This is a genomic window from Dietzia sp. IBK-p2-16D (assembly GCF_057773085.1).
Window position 1 is genome coordinate 122522 of record NZ_JBYMTL010000007.1, and the last position, 17573, is coordinate 140094.

The following is a 17573-nucleotide window of genomic DNA, read 5'->3' on the forward strand; positions in this document are numbered from 1 at the left end:
GGTCACGCGGGCCTGTCAGTAGCCCAGGTCGTCCAGGCGGACCGAGGCGCCGGTGGCGTCACCGAAGCCGTCCTCGGGGCCGTAGAAGCCGTCGCCGTAATCCGGGATGGAGTAGGCGGCGGCGCGGGCCTCCTCGGTGGGCTCGACCGTCGAGTTGCGGTAGCGGTTGATACCGGTACCCGCCGGGATGAGCTTACCGATGATGACGTTCTCCTTGAGGCCCACGAGCTTGTCCGACCGCTTGTTGATGGCGGCGTCGGTGAGCACGCGGGTGGTCTCCTGGAAGGAGGCCGCCGAGAGCCACGAGTCCGTGGCCAGCGAGGCCTTGGTGATGCCCATGAGGACCGGGCGCGCCGAGGCCGGCGAACCGCCCTCGGTGAGGACGCGACGGTTCTCCGCAGTGAGCTCGGCACGCTCGACGAGTGCACCGGGCAGGAACTCGGTGCTGTTCGAGTCGTTGATCGCGACACGGCGCATCATCTGGCGGACGATGACCTCGAGGTGCTTGTCGTGGATCGACACGCCCTGCGCACGGTAGACCTTCTGCACCTCGTCGACGAGGAACTTCTGCACACCGTTGGGGCCGAGGATGGCCAGGACCTCGTGCGGATCGGCCGGGCCCTCGAGGAGTGCCTGCCCGCGCTCGAGGTGGTCGCCGTCCGCGATCGGGCGGGACGAACCGTCCTCCAGCGTGATGTGGGCCAGGCCCTGACGCTTGGACAGCTTCTCGTACACGATCTCGTCCGCGCCGTTGTCGGGCACGATCGTGATGGTGTAGAACCGCTCCTCCTCCTCGAGGCGGATGCGGCCCGCCTCCTCGGCGATCGGCGCCTTGCCCTTGGGCACGCGGGCCTCGAACAGCTCCTGGACACGCGGCAGACCACCGGTGATGTCGTCACCGACGCCACCCTGGTGGAACGTACGCATCGTGAGCTGGGTACCCGGCTCACCGATCGACTGGGCGGCGACGATGCCGACGGCCTCGCCGATGTCCACCAGCAGGCCGGTGGCCATCGAGCGGCCGTAGCAGGTCGCGCAGACACCCGTGCCGGTGGTGCAGGTCAGGACCGAGCGGACCTTGACCTTCTCCACGCCGGCGTTGATGAGCGCCTCGATGTTCGGGTCACCGAGGTCGGTGCCGGCGGCGACGACGACGTTGCCGTCGGAGTCGACCGCGTCCTCCGCGAGGGTCCGGGCGAACGTCGAGGTCTCGACGTGCTCGTCGCGCTCGAGGACACCCGTCGACTTGCCGTGAGCGTCCATGACCGGACGGGCGATGGTCGTCTCCACGCCCTTCGAGGTGCCACAGTCGGTCTCGCGGACGATGACGTCCTGCGAGACGTCGACCAGACGTCGCGTCAGGTAGCCGGAGTCGGCCGTACGCAGGGCGGTGTCGGCCAGACCCTTACGCGCACCGTGCGTGTTCATGAAGTACTCGAGCACCGTCAGGCCCTCGCGGAACGAGGACTTGATGGGCTGCGGGATGAACTCGCCGTTCGGACGCGTCACCAGACCCTTCATGCCCGCCAGCGAGCGGATCTGGGTCATGTTGCCCGCCGCGCCCGACTTGACGATGGTCGGGATCGGGTTGGAGTCCGGGTAGTTGGCCTCCATGGCCTGACCGATTTCGTCGGTGGCCTCCTGCCACAGCTTGACCAGGTCCGACTTGCGCTCCTCGTCGGTGATCTTGCCCAGGTCGAACTGCGACTCCAGGCGCGCGGCCTTGGCGTCGTACGAGGCGAGGATCTCCTTCTTCGCCGGCGGGACCAACACGTCGGACATGGCGATGGTGACACCCGAGCGGGTGGCCCAGTAGAAGCCCGTGTCCTTGAGCTTGTCCACCGTCTGCGCCACGACGATCATCGGGTAGCGCTCGGCCAGGTCGTTGATGATGACGGCCTGACGCTTCTTGGGCATCTGCTCGTTGACGAACGGGTAGTCCGCCGGGAGCAGCTCGTTGAACAGCACACGCCCGAGGGTGGTCTCGGCGATCCACTCCTGGCCGGGGGTCCAGCCCTCGGGGAACTGCTCCGCCTCGATCTCGGCGCTGGGGCGCTGATGGGACAACCGCACCTGGATCGGGGCGTGGATGTCCAGCACACCCAGGTCGACGGCCATGATGGCCTCCGACGCGGTCGAGTACACGCCGGTGGCCGGCGTGTCCTTCTCCGCCGGCGTGTACGAACCGGTGGCGCCCTCGTCCAGACGGGTCAGGTAGTACAGGCCGGTCACCATGTCCAGACGGGGCATGGCGAGCGGGCGACCCGAGGCCGGCGACAGGATGTTGTTCGAGGCGAGCATGAGGATGCGCGCCTCGGCCTGCGCCTCCGCGGACAGCGGGAGGTGCACGGCCATCTGGTCACCGTCGAAGTCGGCGTTGAAGGCCTCACAGACGAGCGGGTGCAGCTGGATGGCCTTACCCTCGACGAGCTGCGGCTCGAACGCCTGGATGCCGAGGCGGTGCAGGGTCGGTGCACGGTTGAGCATCACCGGGTGCTCGGCGATGACCTCTTCGAGCACGTCCCACACCTGGTCGCGCTGACGCTCGACCATGCGCTTGGCGGACTTGATGTTCTGCGCGTGGTTGAGGTCGACCAGACGCTTCATGACGAACGGCTTGAACAGCTCGAGCGCCATCAGCTTGGGGAGACCACACTGGTGCAGCTGCAGCTGCGGACCGACGACGATGACCGAACGGCCGGAGTAGTCGACACGCTTGCCGAGCAGGTTCTGGCGGAACCGGCCCTGCTTGCCCTTGAGGAGGTCCGACAGCGACTTGAGCGGGCGGTTGCCCGGGCCCGTGACGGGCCGGCCGCGACGACCGTTGTCGAACAGTGCGTCGACGGACTCCTGCAGCATCCGCTTCTCGTTGTTGACGATGATCTCGGGGGCGCCGAGGTCCATCAGTCGCTTGAGACGGTTGTTGCGGTTGATCACACGACGGTAGAGGTCGTTGAGGTCCGAGGTGGCGAACCGGCCACCGTCGAGCTGGACCATCGGACGCAGCTCCGGCGGGATCACCGGGACCGCCCCGAGCACCATCGCGGCCGGGTGGTTGCCCGACTGCAGGAACGCGGAGACGACCTTGAGGCGCTTGAGGGCGCGGATCTTCTTCTGGCCCTTGCCGTTGCGGATGATCTCGCGCAGCGACTCGGCCTCTGCGGCGAGGTCGAAGTTCAGCAGCAGCGACTGGATCGCCTCGGCACCCATGCCGCCCTCGAAGTACTCGCCGAAGCGGTCCTCGAGCTCACGGTAGATGCCCTCGTCGACGATGATCTGGTTGACGTCGAGCTTGGTGAAGGTGGTCCAGATCTCGTCGAGGCGGTCCAGCTCGCGCTGGGCCGACTCGCGGATCTTCTTCATCTCCTTCTCGCCGCCGTCCTTGACCTTGCGGCGCTGGTCGGCCTTGGCGCCCTCGGCCTCGAGCTCGGCGAGATCGGCCTCGAGCTTCTTCGCCCGGGCCTCGATGTCGGAGTCGCGCTCGTCCTCGATGATCTTGCGCTCCTCGAGGACCTGGGCCTCGAGGGTGCTGAGCTCGTTGTGACGCAGCTCGGTGTCGACACCGGTGATGACGTAGGCGGCGAAGTAGATGATCTTGTCGAGATCCTTGGGCGCCAGGTCCAGCAGGTAGCCCAGGCGTGACGGGACGCCCTTGAAGTACCAGATGTGGGTCACGGGCGCGGCCAGCTCGATGTGGCCCATCCGCTCGCGGCGCACCTTGGCGCGGGTCACCTCGACGCCGCAGCGCTCACAGATGATCCCCTTGAAGCGCACGCGCTTGTACTTGCCGCAGTAGCACTCCCAGTCCCGGGTGGGGCCGAAGATCTTCTCGCAGAACAGGCCCTCCTTCTCCGGCTTGAGGGTGCGGTAGTTGATGGTCTCCGGCTTCTTGACCTCGCCGTAGGACCAGTTACGGATGTCCTCGGCCGTCGCGAGGCTGATGACCAGCTCGTCGAAGTAGTTGACGTCCTGCACGTAGGCGTCCTTTCCCGGGTGGGATGATGGCGGGCTCTCGCGGGGTGGGGCCGGGGCCCGCCGTGGTGGAACTGAATTCTTCGGGTGCGGGGCGGGCGACAGGAGCTGCCGCCCGCCCGCCTACTTATTGCGCCAGCTCGTCGGCCGCGGAGGACTCGTCGCGCGAGAGGTTGATCCCCAGGTTCGCGGCGGTGCGGTCGAGATCGTCGTCGTCGCCCTCACCCAGGGAGACGGCCTGGCCGTCGCTGGAGAGCACCTCCACGTTGAGGCACAGCGACTGCAGCTCCTTGAGAAGCACCTTGAAGGACTCCGGGATACCCGGCTCCGGGATGTTCTCGCCCTTGACGATCGCCTCGTAGACCTTCACGCGACCCACGACGTCGTCGGACTTGATGGTGAGCAGCTCCTGCAGCGTGTACGCCGCGCCGTAGGCCTGCATCGCCCAGCACTCCATCTCACCGAAACGCTGGCCACCGAACTGGGCCTTACCGCCGAGCGGCTGCTGGGTGATCATCGAGTACGGACCGGTCGAGCGCGCGTGGATCTTGTCATCCACGAGGTGGTGCAGCTTGAGGATGTACATGTAGCCCACGGACACCGGGTACGGGAATGGCTCGCCGGAACGACCGTCGAACAGGGTCGCCTTGCCGTCGCCCTTGACCATGCGCTCACCGTCACGGTTCGGCAGGGTGCAGTCGAGCAGGCCGGTGATCTCCGTGTCCGCCGCGCCGTCGAAGACGGGCGTGGCCGTGTTGGTGCCGGCCTCGACGCTGTGGATCTCCTCCGGCAGCTTGGCCGCCCACTCGGGCAGGGAGCCGTCCGCCTCACGGGGAACCTCCCAGCCGGCCTTGGCCAGCCAGCCGAGGTGGGTCTCCATGATCTGGCCGATGTTCATACGACGCGGGACACCGTGCGTGTTGAGGATGATGTCCACCGGCGTGCCGTCGGGCATGAACGGCATGTCCTCGGCGGGGAGGATCTTGCCGATGACGCCCTTGTTGCCGTGTCGGCCGGCGAGCTTGTCGCCGTCCTGGATCTTGCGCTTCTGCGCCACGTACACGCGCACCAGCTCGTTGACGCCGGGGGGCAGATCGTCGTCGTCGTCCCGCGAGAAGACGCGGACGCCGATGACCTTGCCGGACTCACCGTGGGGCACCTTGAGCGAGGTGTCGCGCACCTCGCGCGCCTTCTCACCGAAGATGGCGCGCAGCAGGCGCTCCTCCGGGGTCAGCTCGGTCTCGCCCTTGGGCGTGACCTTGCCGACGAGCACGTCGCCGTCACGGACCTCGGCGCCGATGCGCACGATGCCGCGGTCGTCGAGATCCGCCAGGACCTCGTCGGAGACGTTGGGGATGTCCCGGGTGATCTCCTCCGCGCCCAGCTTCGTGTCGCGGGCGTCGATCTCGTGCTCCTCGATGTGGATGGACGTGAGCACGTCCTCCTCCACCAGGCGCTGCGAGAGGATGATCGCGTCCTCGTAGTTGTGGCCCTCCCACGGCATGATCGCGACGAGCAGGTTCTTGCCCAGCGCCATCTCGCCGTTCTCGGTGCAGGGACCGTCGGCCAGCACCTGGCCGGCCTCGACGCGGTCACCCTCGTCGACGATCGGCTTCTGGTTGGAGCAGGTGCCCTGGTTCGAACGGGCGAATTTCGACAGGCGGTAGGTCTGACGCCCGCCGTCGTCGTCCATCACGGTGATGAAGTCGGCCGAGACCTCCTCCACCATGCCCGCGGTGGTGTTGACGACCACGTCGCCGGCGTCCACGGCCGCGCGCAGCTCCATGCCGGTGCCGACGAGCGGCGCCTCGGAGCGCACGAGCGGGACGGACTGCCGCTGCATGTTCGCACCCATGAGGGCACGGTTGGCGTCGTCGTGCTCGAGGAACGGAATCATCGCGGTGGCCACGGAGACCATCTGGCGCGGCGAGACGTCCATGTAGTCGACGTCGCCCGGCTCGACCATCTCCACGTCACCGTGCTTCTTGCGCACGAGGATGCGGTCCTCGACGAAGCGGTACTCGGCGTCGATCTCCGAGTTGGCCTGCGCCACGACGTAGCGGTCCTCCTCGTCGGCCGTCAGGTAGTCCACCTGATCGGTGACGACACCGTCGACGACGCGGCGGTACGGGGTCTCGATGAAGCCGAACGGGTTGACCCGCGCGTACACCGACAGCGAACCGATCAGACCGATGTTCGGACCCTCGGGGGTCTCGATCGGGCACATGCGGCCGTAGTGCGAGGCGTGCACGTCGCGGACCTCGAGGCCGGCGCGCTCACGCGAGAGGCCACCGGGGCCCAGCGCGGACAGGCGCCGCTTGTGGGTCAGACCCGACAGCGGGTTGTTCTGGTCCATGAACTGCGACATCTGGGAGGTTCCGAAGAACTCCTTCAGCGCCGCGGTGATGGGCCGGATGTTGATGAGCGACTGCGGGGTGATCGCCTCGGAGTCCTGCGTGGTCATGCGCTCGCGGACGACGCGCTCCATGCGGGACAGGCCGACGCGGACCTGGTTCTGGATGAGCTCGCCGACGGTACGCAGACGACGATTGCCGAAGTGGTCGATGTCGTCGACGTCGACCGGCACCTCGCGGCCACCGCTGACCTGCATCGAGTTCTCGCCCGCGTGGAGACGCACGAGGTACTCGATGGTGGCGGCGATGTCCTCGCGGGTGAGCGTGGTGGTGGCGTCACCCTCGGGGTCCGGCAGACCGAGCTTGCGGTTGACCTTGTAGCGGCCGACTCGGGCCAGGTCGTAGCGCTTCTCCTTGAAGAACAGGTTCTCCAGGAGCGCCTCCGCGGACTCGCGGGTCGGCGGCTCGCCCGGGCGCAGCTTGCGATAGATCTCCAGCAGGGCCTGGTCGGTGTCCTCGACCGTGTCCTTCTCGAGCGTGGACATCATGATCTCGGAGAAGCCGTAGCGCTCCTTGATCTCCGTGGTGGTCCACCCGAGCGCCTTGAGAAGGACGGTGACCGACTGGCGACGCTTGCGGTCGATACGGACACCGACGGTGTCGCGCTTGTCCACGTCGAACTCGAGCCACGCGCCACGCGACGGGATGACCTTGACGGAGTGGACGTCCTTCTCCGTGGACTTGTCGCGGTTGCGATCGAAGTACACGCCCGGGGACCGGACGAGCTGCGAGACGACGACCCGCTCGGTGCCGTTGATGATGAACGTGCCCTTGTCGGTCATCATGGGGAAATCGCCCATGAAGACGGTCTGGGACTTGATCTCGCCGGTCTCGGTGTTCTCGAACTCGGCGGTGACGAACAGGGGCGCCTCGTAGGTGCGGTCCTTTTCGCGGCAGTCCTCGAGGGACGCCTTGACCTCTTCGAAGTACGGCTCCGAGAACGAGAGCGACATGGAACCGGAGAAGTCCTCGATCGGGGAGATCTCCCTGAGGATCGACTCGAGGCCTCCCTCGAGGTTCGTGGTACCGCGCGAGGCGGCCCTCTCTTGCCACTCCTCCGACCCGATGAACCACTCGAACGACTCCGTCTGGAGGTCGAGCAGCCCCGGCACCGGCAACGGCTCGGTGAGCTTCGCGAACGAAACTCTCCTCGGCGCACCGGGAACGGTGGAGACTGACGTGGTCTGGCGGGAGACTGCCAAGATGGGTCCTTCCAGCACCTCACGTGATCACCACGGGCGGTGACCACAGATGTATCTGCGAGCGGTCCGCCGACGGGTATCCGCCCGGATCCGCCGCGATACCGAGGGCTCGGAGAACACCCGGTGAAACCGGGATAGAGCCGTCACGGACGGACGGGAGGGCAAATAGCAGCCAGCGCAACGACCTAATCTATCGGAAGGCGGCGACAAAGTCCAGCCTTCAACGGAGAAGACCCCGGAGGCTGGTCGCGTGCGTGGCGCGGCGTCCGTCTCTGCGCTGGTTGCCCTCGTGGCTCTCGCCTCATCGGCCCCCGGTCGGGACGTCGCACCCGGACCGTGACGCCCTCACTTGAGCGGGTCTCGTCCGATGCACCTAAAGGGTGACGGGTGAAAGCGCGTTCGTCAAGGATCCGACCCGGTCCGTTGCCGGATCGGCCTCCCCGCGGTCCCCGTCAGGAGGGCAGATCCGGGATCCGCGACAGTTTCCACACGCCATCGACCTTGTCCAGGCCGACCAGGTACGTGCCGCTGGTGCTCCCCGCGGCCGCGCCGTCCCGGGTCATCGACACGTCCTGGACCAGGAGGACCTCGGCCTTGTCGTCCTCCAGGTAGGACAGGCCGGCCTCGCGCACCTGCGCGTCGACCGTCGTGGCGGTCTGCTCGTAACTGTCGCGCAGCGCGGGCCAGTTCTGGTCGAGCTCGTCGACGAGCGGCGGGGTGAGGAACTCACCGAGGGAGTCGTGGTACTGGTCCAGCGTCTCGTGGTCGATCGCGACGAGCCTCTGGACGTTGGTCGTGGCGGCGGTGAGGACCTCGTCGGTGGCCTGCTGGTCGACGAACGCCCGGTTCTCGACCGAGATGCCCGGCTCGGTCGCGAGGAACGCCCCTGCGGCCCCGGCGACGAGGCCGACCGAGAGAGCGGTGATGGTCAGCGTCCGCGCCGTGGGACGACGACGAGCGGCACCTGCCCCCGATCGGTCGTCGTCTCCGTGATCGCGCACCTCGTCGTCGTCACGATCCCGGCCCACCCCGGACGTGGAGTCCACACGGGTGGGTCCGCCGTGGCCGGCCAGGCGTCGCCTGGCGGGCGCGGGGACAGGTTTCTGGGTCCTCTTGATGGGTGGCATCAGTTGCTCCCGCTCTTCCTCATCGCCCGGCGGAGGTGGTCGGCGCCGGCGTCGGCGTCGATGTCTCCGCCTCCTCGGCCTCGGCCGTCTCGTCCTGCGCGTCCCCTGCCTCGGGCATCCGGAGTTCCTGCACCGACCGGCTGGACTGCCCGACCGGGACCGTCACTCCCACCTGGTTGACCGCGTCTGCCTTCCACTGCCCGTCCACACGGGTGAGGTCGACGCGCATGGCCTGCCGACCGGTGATGTCCTCCTGGCCCTCGCGCTCGGAGTGCGCGGTGAACACGACGAGGACCGCCGCGTCCCCGGCGTCCCGGTCCAGCATCTCCACCGCGGCGTGGGACACCGTCGCCGTGGTGACCGCCTTCTGCTCGGTCACCCGCGTGCGCACGTCCTCGGCCCACTGTTCCTGCTCGGCGAGGAAGTCGCCCGTCGACGCCGCGGCCAGCTGGCCCAGGGAGTCGTCCACGCTGCGGTGGTCGAAGCTGAACGCGTTGATGATGACCTGGGAGGCGACGTCCGCGACGGCCTCCCGCTCCTGCGCCACCTCCTGCGCCGACCGCGCCTGGAGGTACTTCGCCCCGAACACCCCCAGCGTCGCCAGGCCGGCGACGAGGATCACGACGGCCACGACCGCCAGCCACCGCGGGACCCTCACCCCGGTGCGGGCCGCGCGCCCGGCGTCGACTCCCCCGTTCGTCTCCTGAGAACTCATGGCGGCGACGGTACCGGAACCCCCGCGGGCCGGGTCATCGCCCGGTGCCGTCGTCACCGCGGGATCAACCCCTGGAGGACGGCGAGCTGCTCGGCGGCCACGGACAGGTTGAGCTTGTCCGGGTCGATCTTGGGCTTGGTGTCCCACGGCTGCGGGACGTCGGGGTGTGCGTACTCGACCCGGTCGGCGCCGCGGACGGCCGTGGGGCTGCCGAACGGCACCGTGCACCGCGCGTCGTAGTTCGGCGGGAAGTTCTGCTCCTGCGGGTCGAAGGACGGGTCCTGCGCCTTCATCTGCTCGATGATCTCGTAGGTGCCCTCGTAACCCTGGGTACACGTGGTCGGGTTGTCCATCTCCAGGACCAGCCCGAAGTGGATCGTGCCGTCTCCCGGCGCCACGGACAGGCCACCGGCGGACAGGGCCGGCAGCAGCTGCAGCAACACCACGAACGACGGGGCGAGCGGGTCGACCGTCTTCATGGTGGTGGACAGGTTGCCCACCGCGCGGGTGAGCGGCTCGCCCGAGTTCTCCACGAGGTAGCGGGTCTCGTCTGCGAACTCCGGCGCGGTGGTGATGAGTCGTTCGAGATCCGAGTCGGAATCGCGCAGCGCCTCCGTCACGGTCCGGAGGTCCCGGGAGAAGCTGATGATCTCCCCCGACTGGTCGGCCTGGGTGTCGAGCACGGTCGCCCCGTCGCGGATCAGTGCCTGGAGCTGCGGCATCGTGCGGATGCCCTCGTCGGAGAGGCGGATCAGCGAATCCGACAGGCGCTGGAGTTGTGGGCCGCGGCCCTCGACCGCCTTGCCGAGTTCGTCGACCATCACCTCGAGGTCGTCCAACGGCACCGAGCGCGACAGCTCGTCGACGGAGGCCAGCAGGTCCTCCACCCGTACCGGGAGGGCCTCACGGCCGGCCGAGACCACGTCCCCGTCTTTCAGGTGCGGCTCGGAGTAGCTGTTGGGACGCAGGTCGACGTACTGCTCACCGATCGCCGAGCGGTTGGCGACCACGGCCACCGTGTCCGCCGGGATGTCGGGGGTGCTGGAGTCCAGGTCCAGCTCGACCCGCACGCCGTCGTCGGTGAGCGTCAACTCCCCCACTCGTCCGACGGGTGTGCCGCGATAGTTGACCGCCGCGTTGGTGAACACACCGCCGGTGTCGGGCAGGTCCAGATAGACCTTGTACTGCCCGATGCCGAACAACGACGGCAGGCGCACGTAGTTGGCGCCGACGTAGGCCACGCCGACCGCCGCGATCACGCAGAACGCGATGAGCTGGGCTCTCAGTGTCTTGCTCATCGGTATCCGGGCTCCCCTGGTTCGGGCAGGTACTTGTCGGAGAACTCCGAGGTACCCGGCGCGGGCCTGGGCTCCACGGCCCGGTCCATGATCGGTGGGATCGGTAGCAGTGGCAGGACGATGGTGGTTCTCCGGTCAGGGCCGTTGCCACCCTCCCACGGGTTCCCGGGGTCGACGTTGTACGGCCCGCGGGTGGTGATCGGCCGCAGCGGCACCGGATCACCCTGGTTCGCCCCGAGGTTGCGGAGCGTCTCGGAGATGGTCGCGTCAACCGAGAGGAACACGTTGGCCGAGCCACCGATGGTCGACCGGATCGACGAGTCGGGGAACGGGAAGGTGGGGACGAAGCCGGTGAGCTCGATGAGATCGGGCGTCGACTCTCCGAGGTACTGGAGCACCGGCCGCAGTGCGCGCAGGTCGGCGATGAGGTCCTCTCGGCTGGTCAGCAGGATGTCCGATCCCACCTCACCCAACGCGTCGATCCGGCGCAGCATCTCCACCAGCTGGGGCCGCTGCTCCTCGAGGACGGCCACGCCGGCCGGGAGCTCGTCGAGTGCGGCCTGGATCTGCTGACGCTGGTCGTTGGCCCGCGTCGTCATGAGGTTCACCCCGTCGAGCGCGGCGGTGATGCTGTCCCGCTGTCGGTTGAGCCCGGAGATGAGCTCGTCCGCGGACCGCAGGGTCTCGGTGAGCCCCTCCTCCCGGCCGTCCGTGACCTTGCGTAGCTCGGACACGATCGGCTGCAGCTGGTCGACCCCGCCTCCGTTGAGCAGGAGCGAAAGGGCCCCGAGGACCTGTTCGATATCAGTCGCGGTGCGGGAGTTGGAGGTTGCGATCACGTCGCCGTCCGACAGCTGCCCGGTGGCCGGCTCGTCCTCCGGCGGGGTGAGCTGGACGAACTTCTCGCCGAGCAGGTTGGTCTGCTGGATCGAGGCCTCGGCGTTCGCCGGGAGGTCGAGATCATCGCGCAGGACGATGTCCACCTGGGCGGTCCACCCGTCCTCGGCGAGCGAGATCCCGGTGACGCGCCCGGCGTCGAGGCCGTTGACCTTGACGGTCGACTGCAGCACCAGGTCGAGCACGTCGTCGAACCGGATGGACACCTCCATGGGGTCGTCCCCCACTTCTGCGCCGCCCGGCAGGGTGTAGTCCTCCAGGTTCATGGAACACCCGGCGGCCAGTGCCGCGACGAGGGCGGCCGAACCCAGCGCACGGCCCGCGCGTCCTGCCGTGGTGATGTGGCGGATCATCCCCGTCCCCCTTCGGACGCGGGCGTCATGGGCCACCCGCGGTTGCCCTCGACGGTGCCGGGCACCGGGATGGACTGCTTCATCTCGCCCGCCAGGATGCCCAGGGGCAGGTCCGGGTTGGCGTCCCTCAGCTCCTGGTTCCGCTGCGGGGCCAGCGCCTCGCACGCCTGGATGTCGGCGCGCCGCAGGTTGTCGAGCTCCTGGAAGAGCTCGCTGCCCGGGTTGAGGCGACCGAGCTTCATGATCTGACAGAGGATTCCGGCCGGGTTCTGCTTCTCCGGGATGTTCGGCCGCATCGACAGGGTCCCCGACTCCGCGTCGTACGCGCTGATGAGGTTGGACAACGCCAACGGCGCCACCTTGAGGATCTCCTCCAGGTCGTCGCGTTGGTCGGCCGTGATCTGGCTGATGGTGACCAGGCGGTCGGCGTTGCTGCGGATGACGTCCTGGTTGTCCCGTACCAGTCGCGCGACGTCGGCCAGCGCGTAGCTCAACTCGCCGAGCGCTCCCTGCAGGTCTTCGCGTTGCCCGGCGACGGTCTGGTTGAACGTCGCCATCTGGGAGTTGAACTGGCGTACCTGGGCGTCGTTCTGCGCGAGCATCGTGACGAAGGACTGCAGGTTGACCACGGTCTCGCTGATGTCCTGGCTCGAGTCCGCGAGCGTGGTGGCGGCGCCGGACAGCTCGTCGATCGACCGTCCGAGCGCGGCCCCGTTGTCCGCGAGGGTGTCGGCCGACGCGGCCACGAACCGGTCGAGTGCACCGTCCCGGTTGGCGCCGTCCGGGCCGAGGGCCTCGGTGAGGTCCTTGATCGACGCGTAGAGCTTGTCGACCTCGACGGGCGTGGCGGTGCGTTCGAGCGGGATGTGCGCTCCGGATTCCATCGTGGGTCCACCGGAGTACGCGGGCACCAGCTGGATGTTGCGATCCGGGATGACCGAGGGGGTCACCTGGACGGCCTTCGCGTCGACGGGGACCTCGACCCCGCGGGAGACGTGGAGTATGACCTCCACCGTGTCACCCATCGGCGTCACCTCGTCCACCGAGCCCACGGTCACGCCGAGGATCCGTACGTCGGTCCCCTTGGAGATGCCCACCGCGCTCGGGAAGGTGGCGGTGATGGTGGTCCGTCCCAGCCGGGTGACGGCGAGGTAGGTGACGGCCACGATCGCGACGACGACGACGAGGAGCAGCGCGACCAGCCAGTACGGCAGCTTCTTGTGCATCATTTGATCCCACTCTGTCGAGCCGGCGTGCGGGCACCCGGGTAGAAGGGCGGTTCCGGCACGCCCGGCGGGATGAGGTTGGTGACCACGGAGTCGAACCACCGTCCGGTGCCCAGCATGTTGGCGTACAGCCGGTAGAAGGGTGCCAGGTTGTGGATGGACTTCTTCAGGTCCTCCTCGTGATCGGTGAGGATCTCGAGGGCGGAGTCGAGGCTGTCCAGGGTCGGGCCGAACTTCGCCTCGTTCTCCCCCACGAACCGCCGCAGTTCGCCGGACAGTCCGCGCGTCGAGGCCAGGACCAGTTTGAGAGTCTCGGACCGCTGGTTGAGTTCACCGAGCAGCTGACCGGTTCCGATGATGAGTCGCCGGAAGTCGTCGTTGCGCTCCGCGAGGATCGCCGAGCTGGTCCGGGTGGCCTCGAGGAGCTGGCGTAGCTCCTCGTCCCGGCTGGAGATGGTCTGGGAGAGTCGGGACACCCCGTCCACTGCGCTGCGGAACTCCTCGGGTGAGGCCTGCATGGCGTCGGTGAGGGTGTCCAGGCTCTCGGCCAGTTTGGCGTCGTCGATCGCGTCGAGGGTCTCAGCAGCGGAGGAGAACGCGGTCACCACGTCGTACGGGGCCACGGTGCGCTCGAGCGGAATCGGCTCGGAACGGTCCAACTCCCCCGTCCCGGCCGGGCTCAGCGCGAGGTACTTCTGCCCCAGCACCGTCTTGACCTGGATGCTCGCCCGCGTGTCGTCCCCGAGCCACGCGTCCTTCGCGCGGAAGCCCACGAGCACCTTGTCGCCCTCGAGCTCCACGCCGGTCACGACGCCCACCTTCACTCCGGCGACACGTACCTCGTTGCCGTCGGCGAGGCCCGCGGCCTCGGAGAAGTACGCCTCGTACTTGGGGCCCGCACCCACCACGGGCAGCGAGTCCAGCTGGAACGACCCGAGGGTGAGCACGAGGATCACGACCACCCCGATCGCGCCGATCGTGGCGTTTCCGAACCGGGGCTCGCCCGGCCTGCGCTTGCTCACGGGATGCCCCCTTCATGGCACCGCGGTGCGACGTTGGTGTACACGGTGTGGTTGACGGTCGGCCCTCCGGACGGGAGGAGATTGGGCACTCCGTTGCCCGGTCCGTGGACGACGTCGAGGCCGCAGAGATAGAACTGGAACCAGGATCCGAACGACCCCATCCGGATGAGGTTGTCGGTCTTGCGCGGCATGTTCTCCAGGACCTGGCTGAGCTTGTCCTCGTTGTCGGCGAGGTTGTCGGTGACGAGCTTGAGGTGGTCGAGGGACTCGGTGACCGCCGGGCGCGTCGCGGTGACGACGTTCTCCGCCGAGGACGTCAGGTCCGCCATCGAGTCGAGCGAACTCCCGATCGCGTCCCGTTCGTCGGCCAGCCCCTCGACGAGCTGCCGGGTGGTCACGACGAGCTGCTGGAACTGCACGTCCCTCTCGTTGATCGTCTCCAGGACCCGGGTGAGGTTGTCGATCACCTCGCCGATCACCCGGTCGCGATCGGCCAGGTGGTTGGTGAGCTGCCCCGTCTGCTGCACCAGGCTGGTCACGGTGCCGCCCTCGCCCTGCAGGACCCGCACGAGGGAGTCCGCGAGCGCGTTGACGTCCTCGGGCTGCAGGGTCGTGAACAACGGTCGGAACCCGTTGAACAGTGCCGTGAGATCGACCGCGGGGGACGTCTTCTCGATCGGGATGGTGGTGCCCTCGGGCAGGGCCGGCTGGACCGGGCCCGGCTCTCTCGAGATGTTCATGTACCGCTGGCCGATCATGTTGCGGAACCGGAGGGACAGGTGGACGTTGGCGGGCAGCGTCCGGTCGCCGGACATCGTGAAGTACACCTTGGCCTTGTCCCGGTCGTGGACCTCGAAGTCGGTCACGTGCCCCACCACCACGCCGGCGATGCGTACGTCGTCGCCCTTCTCGACCATGGTGGCGTCCGAGAAGACGGCCGAGTACTCGACGCCGTCCTCGCGGGTGCCGCCGCGGATCGTGGTGGCGAGGATCATGCTCAGCAGGCCGGTCACCACGATGAAGACGACGAGCTTGATGAACGAGGACAGCAGCCCACCTCGGAAGAGCGCCTTGAGTTTGGTGGTCATCGGAAGGCCACCTCCGTCCCGCGCAGCGCCGGGGCGCCGATCGCGCCGATCCAGCCCGGGATCTCGGCGGCGTCACGTGAGGTGGCGACGCCGTACACCGTGCGGACGGTGTCCGTCTCGACCGGCGATCCCGCGTAGGCCATGGCCATGACGTCGCGGTCCTGCCCGGCCGTCACGGTGGACGGGAACGGGAGGTTCGGCTGCTCCGGAACGGCGCGGCCCGGCGCGGCGGGAACCGATCCGCGGGTCCGTAGGGACGGCACCGGGCCGTCCAGGTCGAGGGGGTTGGGCAGGGTGGGGATGAACTGCGGGCCCGGGTTGCGCGTCGGCGGTTGGAACGACCCGTCCGCGATCGCCCCGCCCGGGGCCATGGGGAAGATGGCCGGCTCCTGGGCCGGCTCGTAGCAGCGCGGTCCGCGGGTGTCGAAGAAGCGGGGCTCATCCTGGTTCGGCACGTACCGGCCCTTCGGGTTGACCACCTCGATCGTCACCCGGATGCCCGGGTGCGGATCCCCCACACCGAGGATCGCGTCGGAGCGGTCCAGCGCGAGCATGAAGTTCTCGACCGTGCAGGGCAGGGCCGGGGAATACTCCGCCAGGTACTCCAGGGAGGTCCGCGAGTCCGCGGCCAGGGCGATGAGATCGGATCGGTTGTCCGAGAGGAAACCGGTGAGGGTCTCCGCCGACCGGGTGATGCGCTCCAGTCCGTCCGCGATGTCGGGGCGTCGCTGCACCACCGTGTCGCCGGTGGTGCGCAGCGCGTCGAGGGCGTTGATGAGATCCGGGAGTGCCTCGGAGTAGGTCTGGGAGAAGGTCGCGAGGTCGGCGAGACCGGACTCCAGGGCCGGCATCTCCTCGGTGATGCCCTCGAAGACCTGACCGATCTCCACCAGGCTCGCCCCGATCTCGTCTCCGCGACCCGCCAACGCCTGGTTGAGGGCCCCGAGGGTCCCGGCCAGCTTCTGCGGCGGGACGGCTTCGAGCACGGGGAGCAGACCGTCCAGGACGCGGCCGAGTTCGGTGGCGTTACCGCGGGTGTCCTGTTCGATCGTGCTGCCTGCCTCGAGGGTGCCTGCGGGCTGGTCGGGGAATCCGAGGTCCACGTACCGCTCGCCGAACAGTGTCTTGGGCAGCAACCGGCCACTGACGTTGGCCGGCAACTGGTCGATGAGGTCGGGATCGAACTCCAGGTTCACGCGCACCCGTTCACCGTCGGGCTCGAGGCCGGCGACCCGTCCGACGAGAACGCCGCGAGCCTTGACGTCGGCGTCGACGGGCAGCGAGTAGGCCATGTCGTCGGTGATCATGGCGACGCTGTCGGAGGAAGTGAACGCGCGGTTGTAGATCGCGATGGTGGTGCCGACGAACGCCACGACGATGACGATGAACAACGCGGCCAGGAGTCGCGTCTTAAACGGGGACAACTCGTTCATCCGGCCACCCGCACAGTCGTGGTCGTGCCCCAGAGGGCGAGGCCGACGAAGAAGTTGAGGATGGCGACGACGACGATGGTCGTCCGCACCGCCCGGCCGACCGCGACGCCGACGCCGGCAGGCCCTCCGGTGGCGGTGAATCCGTAGTAGCAGTGGATCATCACCAGCACGAACGCGAAGATGATGACCTTGACGAACGAATAGATGACGTCTTCCGGCGGCAGGAACAGATGGAAGTAGTGGTCGAACGAGCCGGTGGACTGGCCCTGGATCATCGTGTTCACACCTCGGGTGGCGAGGTACGACGAGAGCAGACCCACCACGTAGAGCGGGATGACCGCGACGAAACCGGCGATGATGCGAGTGGTGACCAGGTAGGGCACGCTCGGGATCGCCATCACCTCGAGGGCGTCGATCTCCTCTGAGATCCGCATCGCGCCGAGCTGGGCGGTGAAGCCACACCCGACGGTGGCGGACAACGCGAGCGACGCCACGAGGGGCGCGACCTCGCGGGTGTTGACGTACGCCGACAGGAACCCGGTCAGGACCGAGCTACCGATCTGATCCAGCGCCGCGTACCCCTGTAATCCGACGACGACGCCGGTGAACCCGCTCATCATGACGATGACGCCGATCGTGCCGCCGAGGACGGCGAGCACGCCCACCCCGAAGGTCACCTCGGCGATGAGCCGCAGGACCTCCTTGCGGTAGTGAACTACGGTCTGTGGGATCCACCGGATGGCCCGGAGGTGGAAGGCGAGCTGGTCGCCGAGTGAATCGAACGAGGCGATGGGGCCACGGACCATCGCCCTCAGCCGGGCCCGCG

The 17573-nt window shown here is 68.1% G+C and carries 11 protein-coding genes; all 11 read right to left on the reverse strand.

Annotated elements, in window-relative coordinates:
* Positions 1-15 precede the first annotated feature (15 nt).
* The 11 genes from AC3DE3_RS14920 to AC3DE3_RS14970 all read right to left on the reverse strand — a co-directional run bounded on the left by AC3DE3_RS14920 (position 16) and on the right by AC3DE3_RS14970 (position 17553).
* Complete coding sequence (locus tag AC3DE3_RS14920; RefSeq protein ID WP_488370480.1) at positions 16-3975, reverse strand: DNA-directed RNA polymerase subunit beta'; 3960 nt, start codon at positions 3973-3975, stop codon at positions 16-18.
* Positions 3976-4099: 124 nt separating this feature from the next.
* On the reverse strand, positions 4100-7606 hold the full coding sequence (gene rpoB, locus AC3DE3_RS14925) for a DNA-directed RNA polymerase subunit beta (protein WP_260488490.1): 3507 nt from the start codon (positions 7604-7606) through the stop codon (positions 4100-4102).
* A gap of 434 nt (positions 7607-8040) precedes the next feature.
* Positions 8041-8715: a hypothetical protein gene (locus AC3DE3_RS14930; protein WP_488370481.1), complete on the reverse strand. Its 675-nt coding sequence runs from the start codon at positions 8713-8715 to the stop codon at positions 8041-8043.
* A gap of 19 nt (positions 8716-8734) precedes the next feature.
* On the reverse strand, positions 8735-9430 hold the full coding sequence (locus AC3DE3_RS14935; RefSeq protein ID WP_260488492.1) for a hypothetical protein: 696 nt from the start codon (positions 9428-9430) through the stop codon (positions 8735-8737).
* Positions 9431-9483: 53 nt separating this feature from the next.
* Positions 9484-10728 carry an MCE family protein gene (locus AC3DE3_RS14940; RefSeq protein WP_488370482.1) on the reverse strand — a complete coding sequence of 415 codons (1245 nt, stop codon included), beginning with the start codon at positions 10726-10728 and terminating at the stop codon, positions 9484-9486.
* On the reverse strand, positions 10725-11978 hold the full coding sequence (locus AC3DE3_RS14945) for an MCE family protein (protein ID WP_260488494.1): 1254 nt from the start codon (positions 11976-11978) through the stop codon (positions 10725-10727). The genes AC3DE3_RS14940 and AC3DE3_RS14945 overlap by 4 nt, the downstream gene beginning before the upstream one ends.
* Positions 11975-13204: an MCE family protein gene (locus AC3DE3_RS14950; protein ID WP_488370560.1), complete on the reverse strand. Its 1230-nt coding sequence runs from the start codon at positions 13202-13204 to the stop codon at positions 11975-11977. Before AC3DE3_RS14950 ends, AC3DE3_RS14945 begins: the two co-directional genes overlap by 4 nt.
* Positions 13204-14226, reverse strand: coding sequence for an MCE family protein (locus AC3DE3_RS14955; protein ID WP_488370483.1), 1023 nt, complete (start codon positions 14224-14226; stop codon positions 13204-13206). Before AC3DE3_RS14955 ends, AC3DE3_RS14950 begins: the two co-directional genes overlap by 1 nt.
* Positions 14223-15314, reverse strand: a complete 1092-nt coding sequence (locus AC3DE3_RS14960) for an MCE family protein (protein WP_488370484.1) — start codon at positions 15312-15314, stop codon at positions 14223-14225. The genes AC3DE3_RS14955 and AC3DE3_RS14960 overlap by 4 nt, the downstream gene beginning before the upstream one ends.
* On the reverse strand, positions 15311-16747 hold the full coding sequence (locus tag AC3DE3_RS14965; protein ID WP_260488498.1) for an MCE family protein: 1437 nt from the start codon (positions 16745-16747) through the stop codon (positions 15311-15313). The genes AC3DE3_RS14960 and AC3DE3_RS14965 overlap by 4 nt, the downstream gene beginning before the upstream one ends.
* A complete protein-coding gene (locus tag AC3DE3_RS14970; RefSeq protein ID WP_260489172.1) occupies positions 16744-17553 on the reverse strand; it encodes an MlaE family ABC transporter permease in 810 nt (269 codons plus the stop codon). Before AC3DE3_RS14970 ends, AC3DE3_RS14965 begins: the two co-directional genes overlap by 4 nt.
* Between the last annotated feature and the right edge of the window lie 20 nt (positions 17554-17573).

What these genes read in the sequence shown, in the direction of transcription:
- AC3DE3_RS14930 (WP_488370481.1), bottom strand. Translation starts at nt 8,715, where the DNA reads ATGCCACCCATCAAGAGGACCCAGAAACCTGTCCCCGCGCCCGCCAGG.
- AC3DE3_RS14940 (WP_488370482.1), bottom strand. Translation starts at nt 10,728, where the DNA reads ATGAGCAAGACACTGAGAGCCCAGCTCATCGCGTTCTGCGTGATCGCG.
- AC3DE3_RS14950 (WP_488370560.1), bottom strand. Translation starts at nt 13,204, where the DNA reads ATGCACAAGAAGCTGCCGTACTGGCTGGTCGCGCTGCTCCTCGTCGTC.
- AC3DE3_RS14960 (WP_488370484.1), bottom strand. Translation starts at nt 15,314, where the DNA reads ATGACCACCAAACTCAAGGCGCTCTTCCGAGGTGGGCTGCTGTCCTCG.
- AC3DE3_RS14965 (WP_260488498.1), bottom strand. Translation starts at nt 16,747, where the DNA reads ATGAACGAGTTGTCCCCGTTTAAGACGCGACTCCTGGCCGCGTTGTTC.
- AC3DE3_RS14935 (WP_260488492.1), bottom strand. Translation starts at nt 9,430, where the DNA reads ATGAGTTCTCAGGAGACGAACGGGGGAGTCGACGCCGGGCGCGCGGCC.
- AC3DE3_RS14945 (WP_260488494.1), bottom strand. Translation starts at nt 11,978, where the DNA reads ATGATCCGCCACATCACCACGGCAGGACGCGCGGGCCGTGCGCTGGGT.
- AC3DE3_RS14970 (WP_260489172.1), bottom strand. Translation starts at nt 17,553, where the DNA reads ATGGTCCGTGGCCCCATCGCCTCGTTCGATTCACTCGGCGACCAGCTC.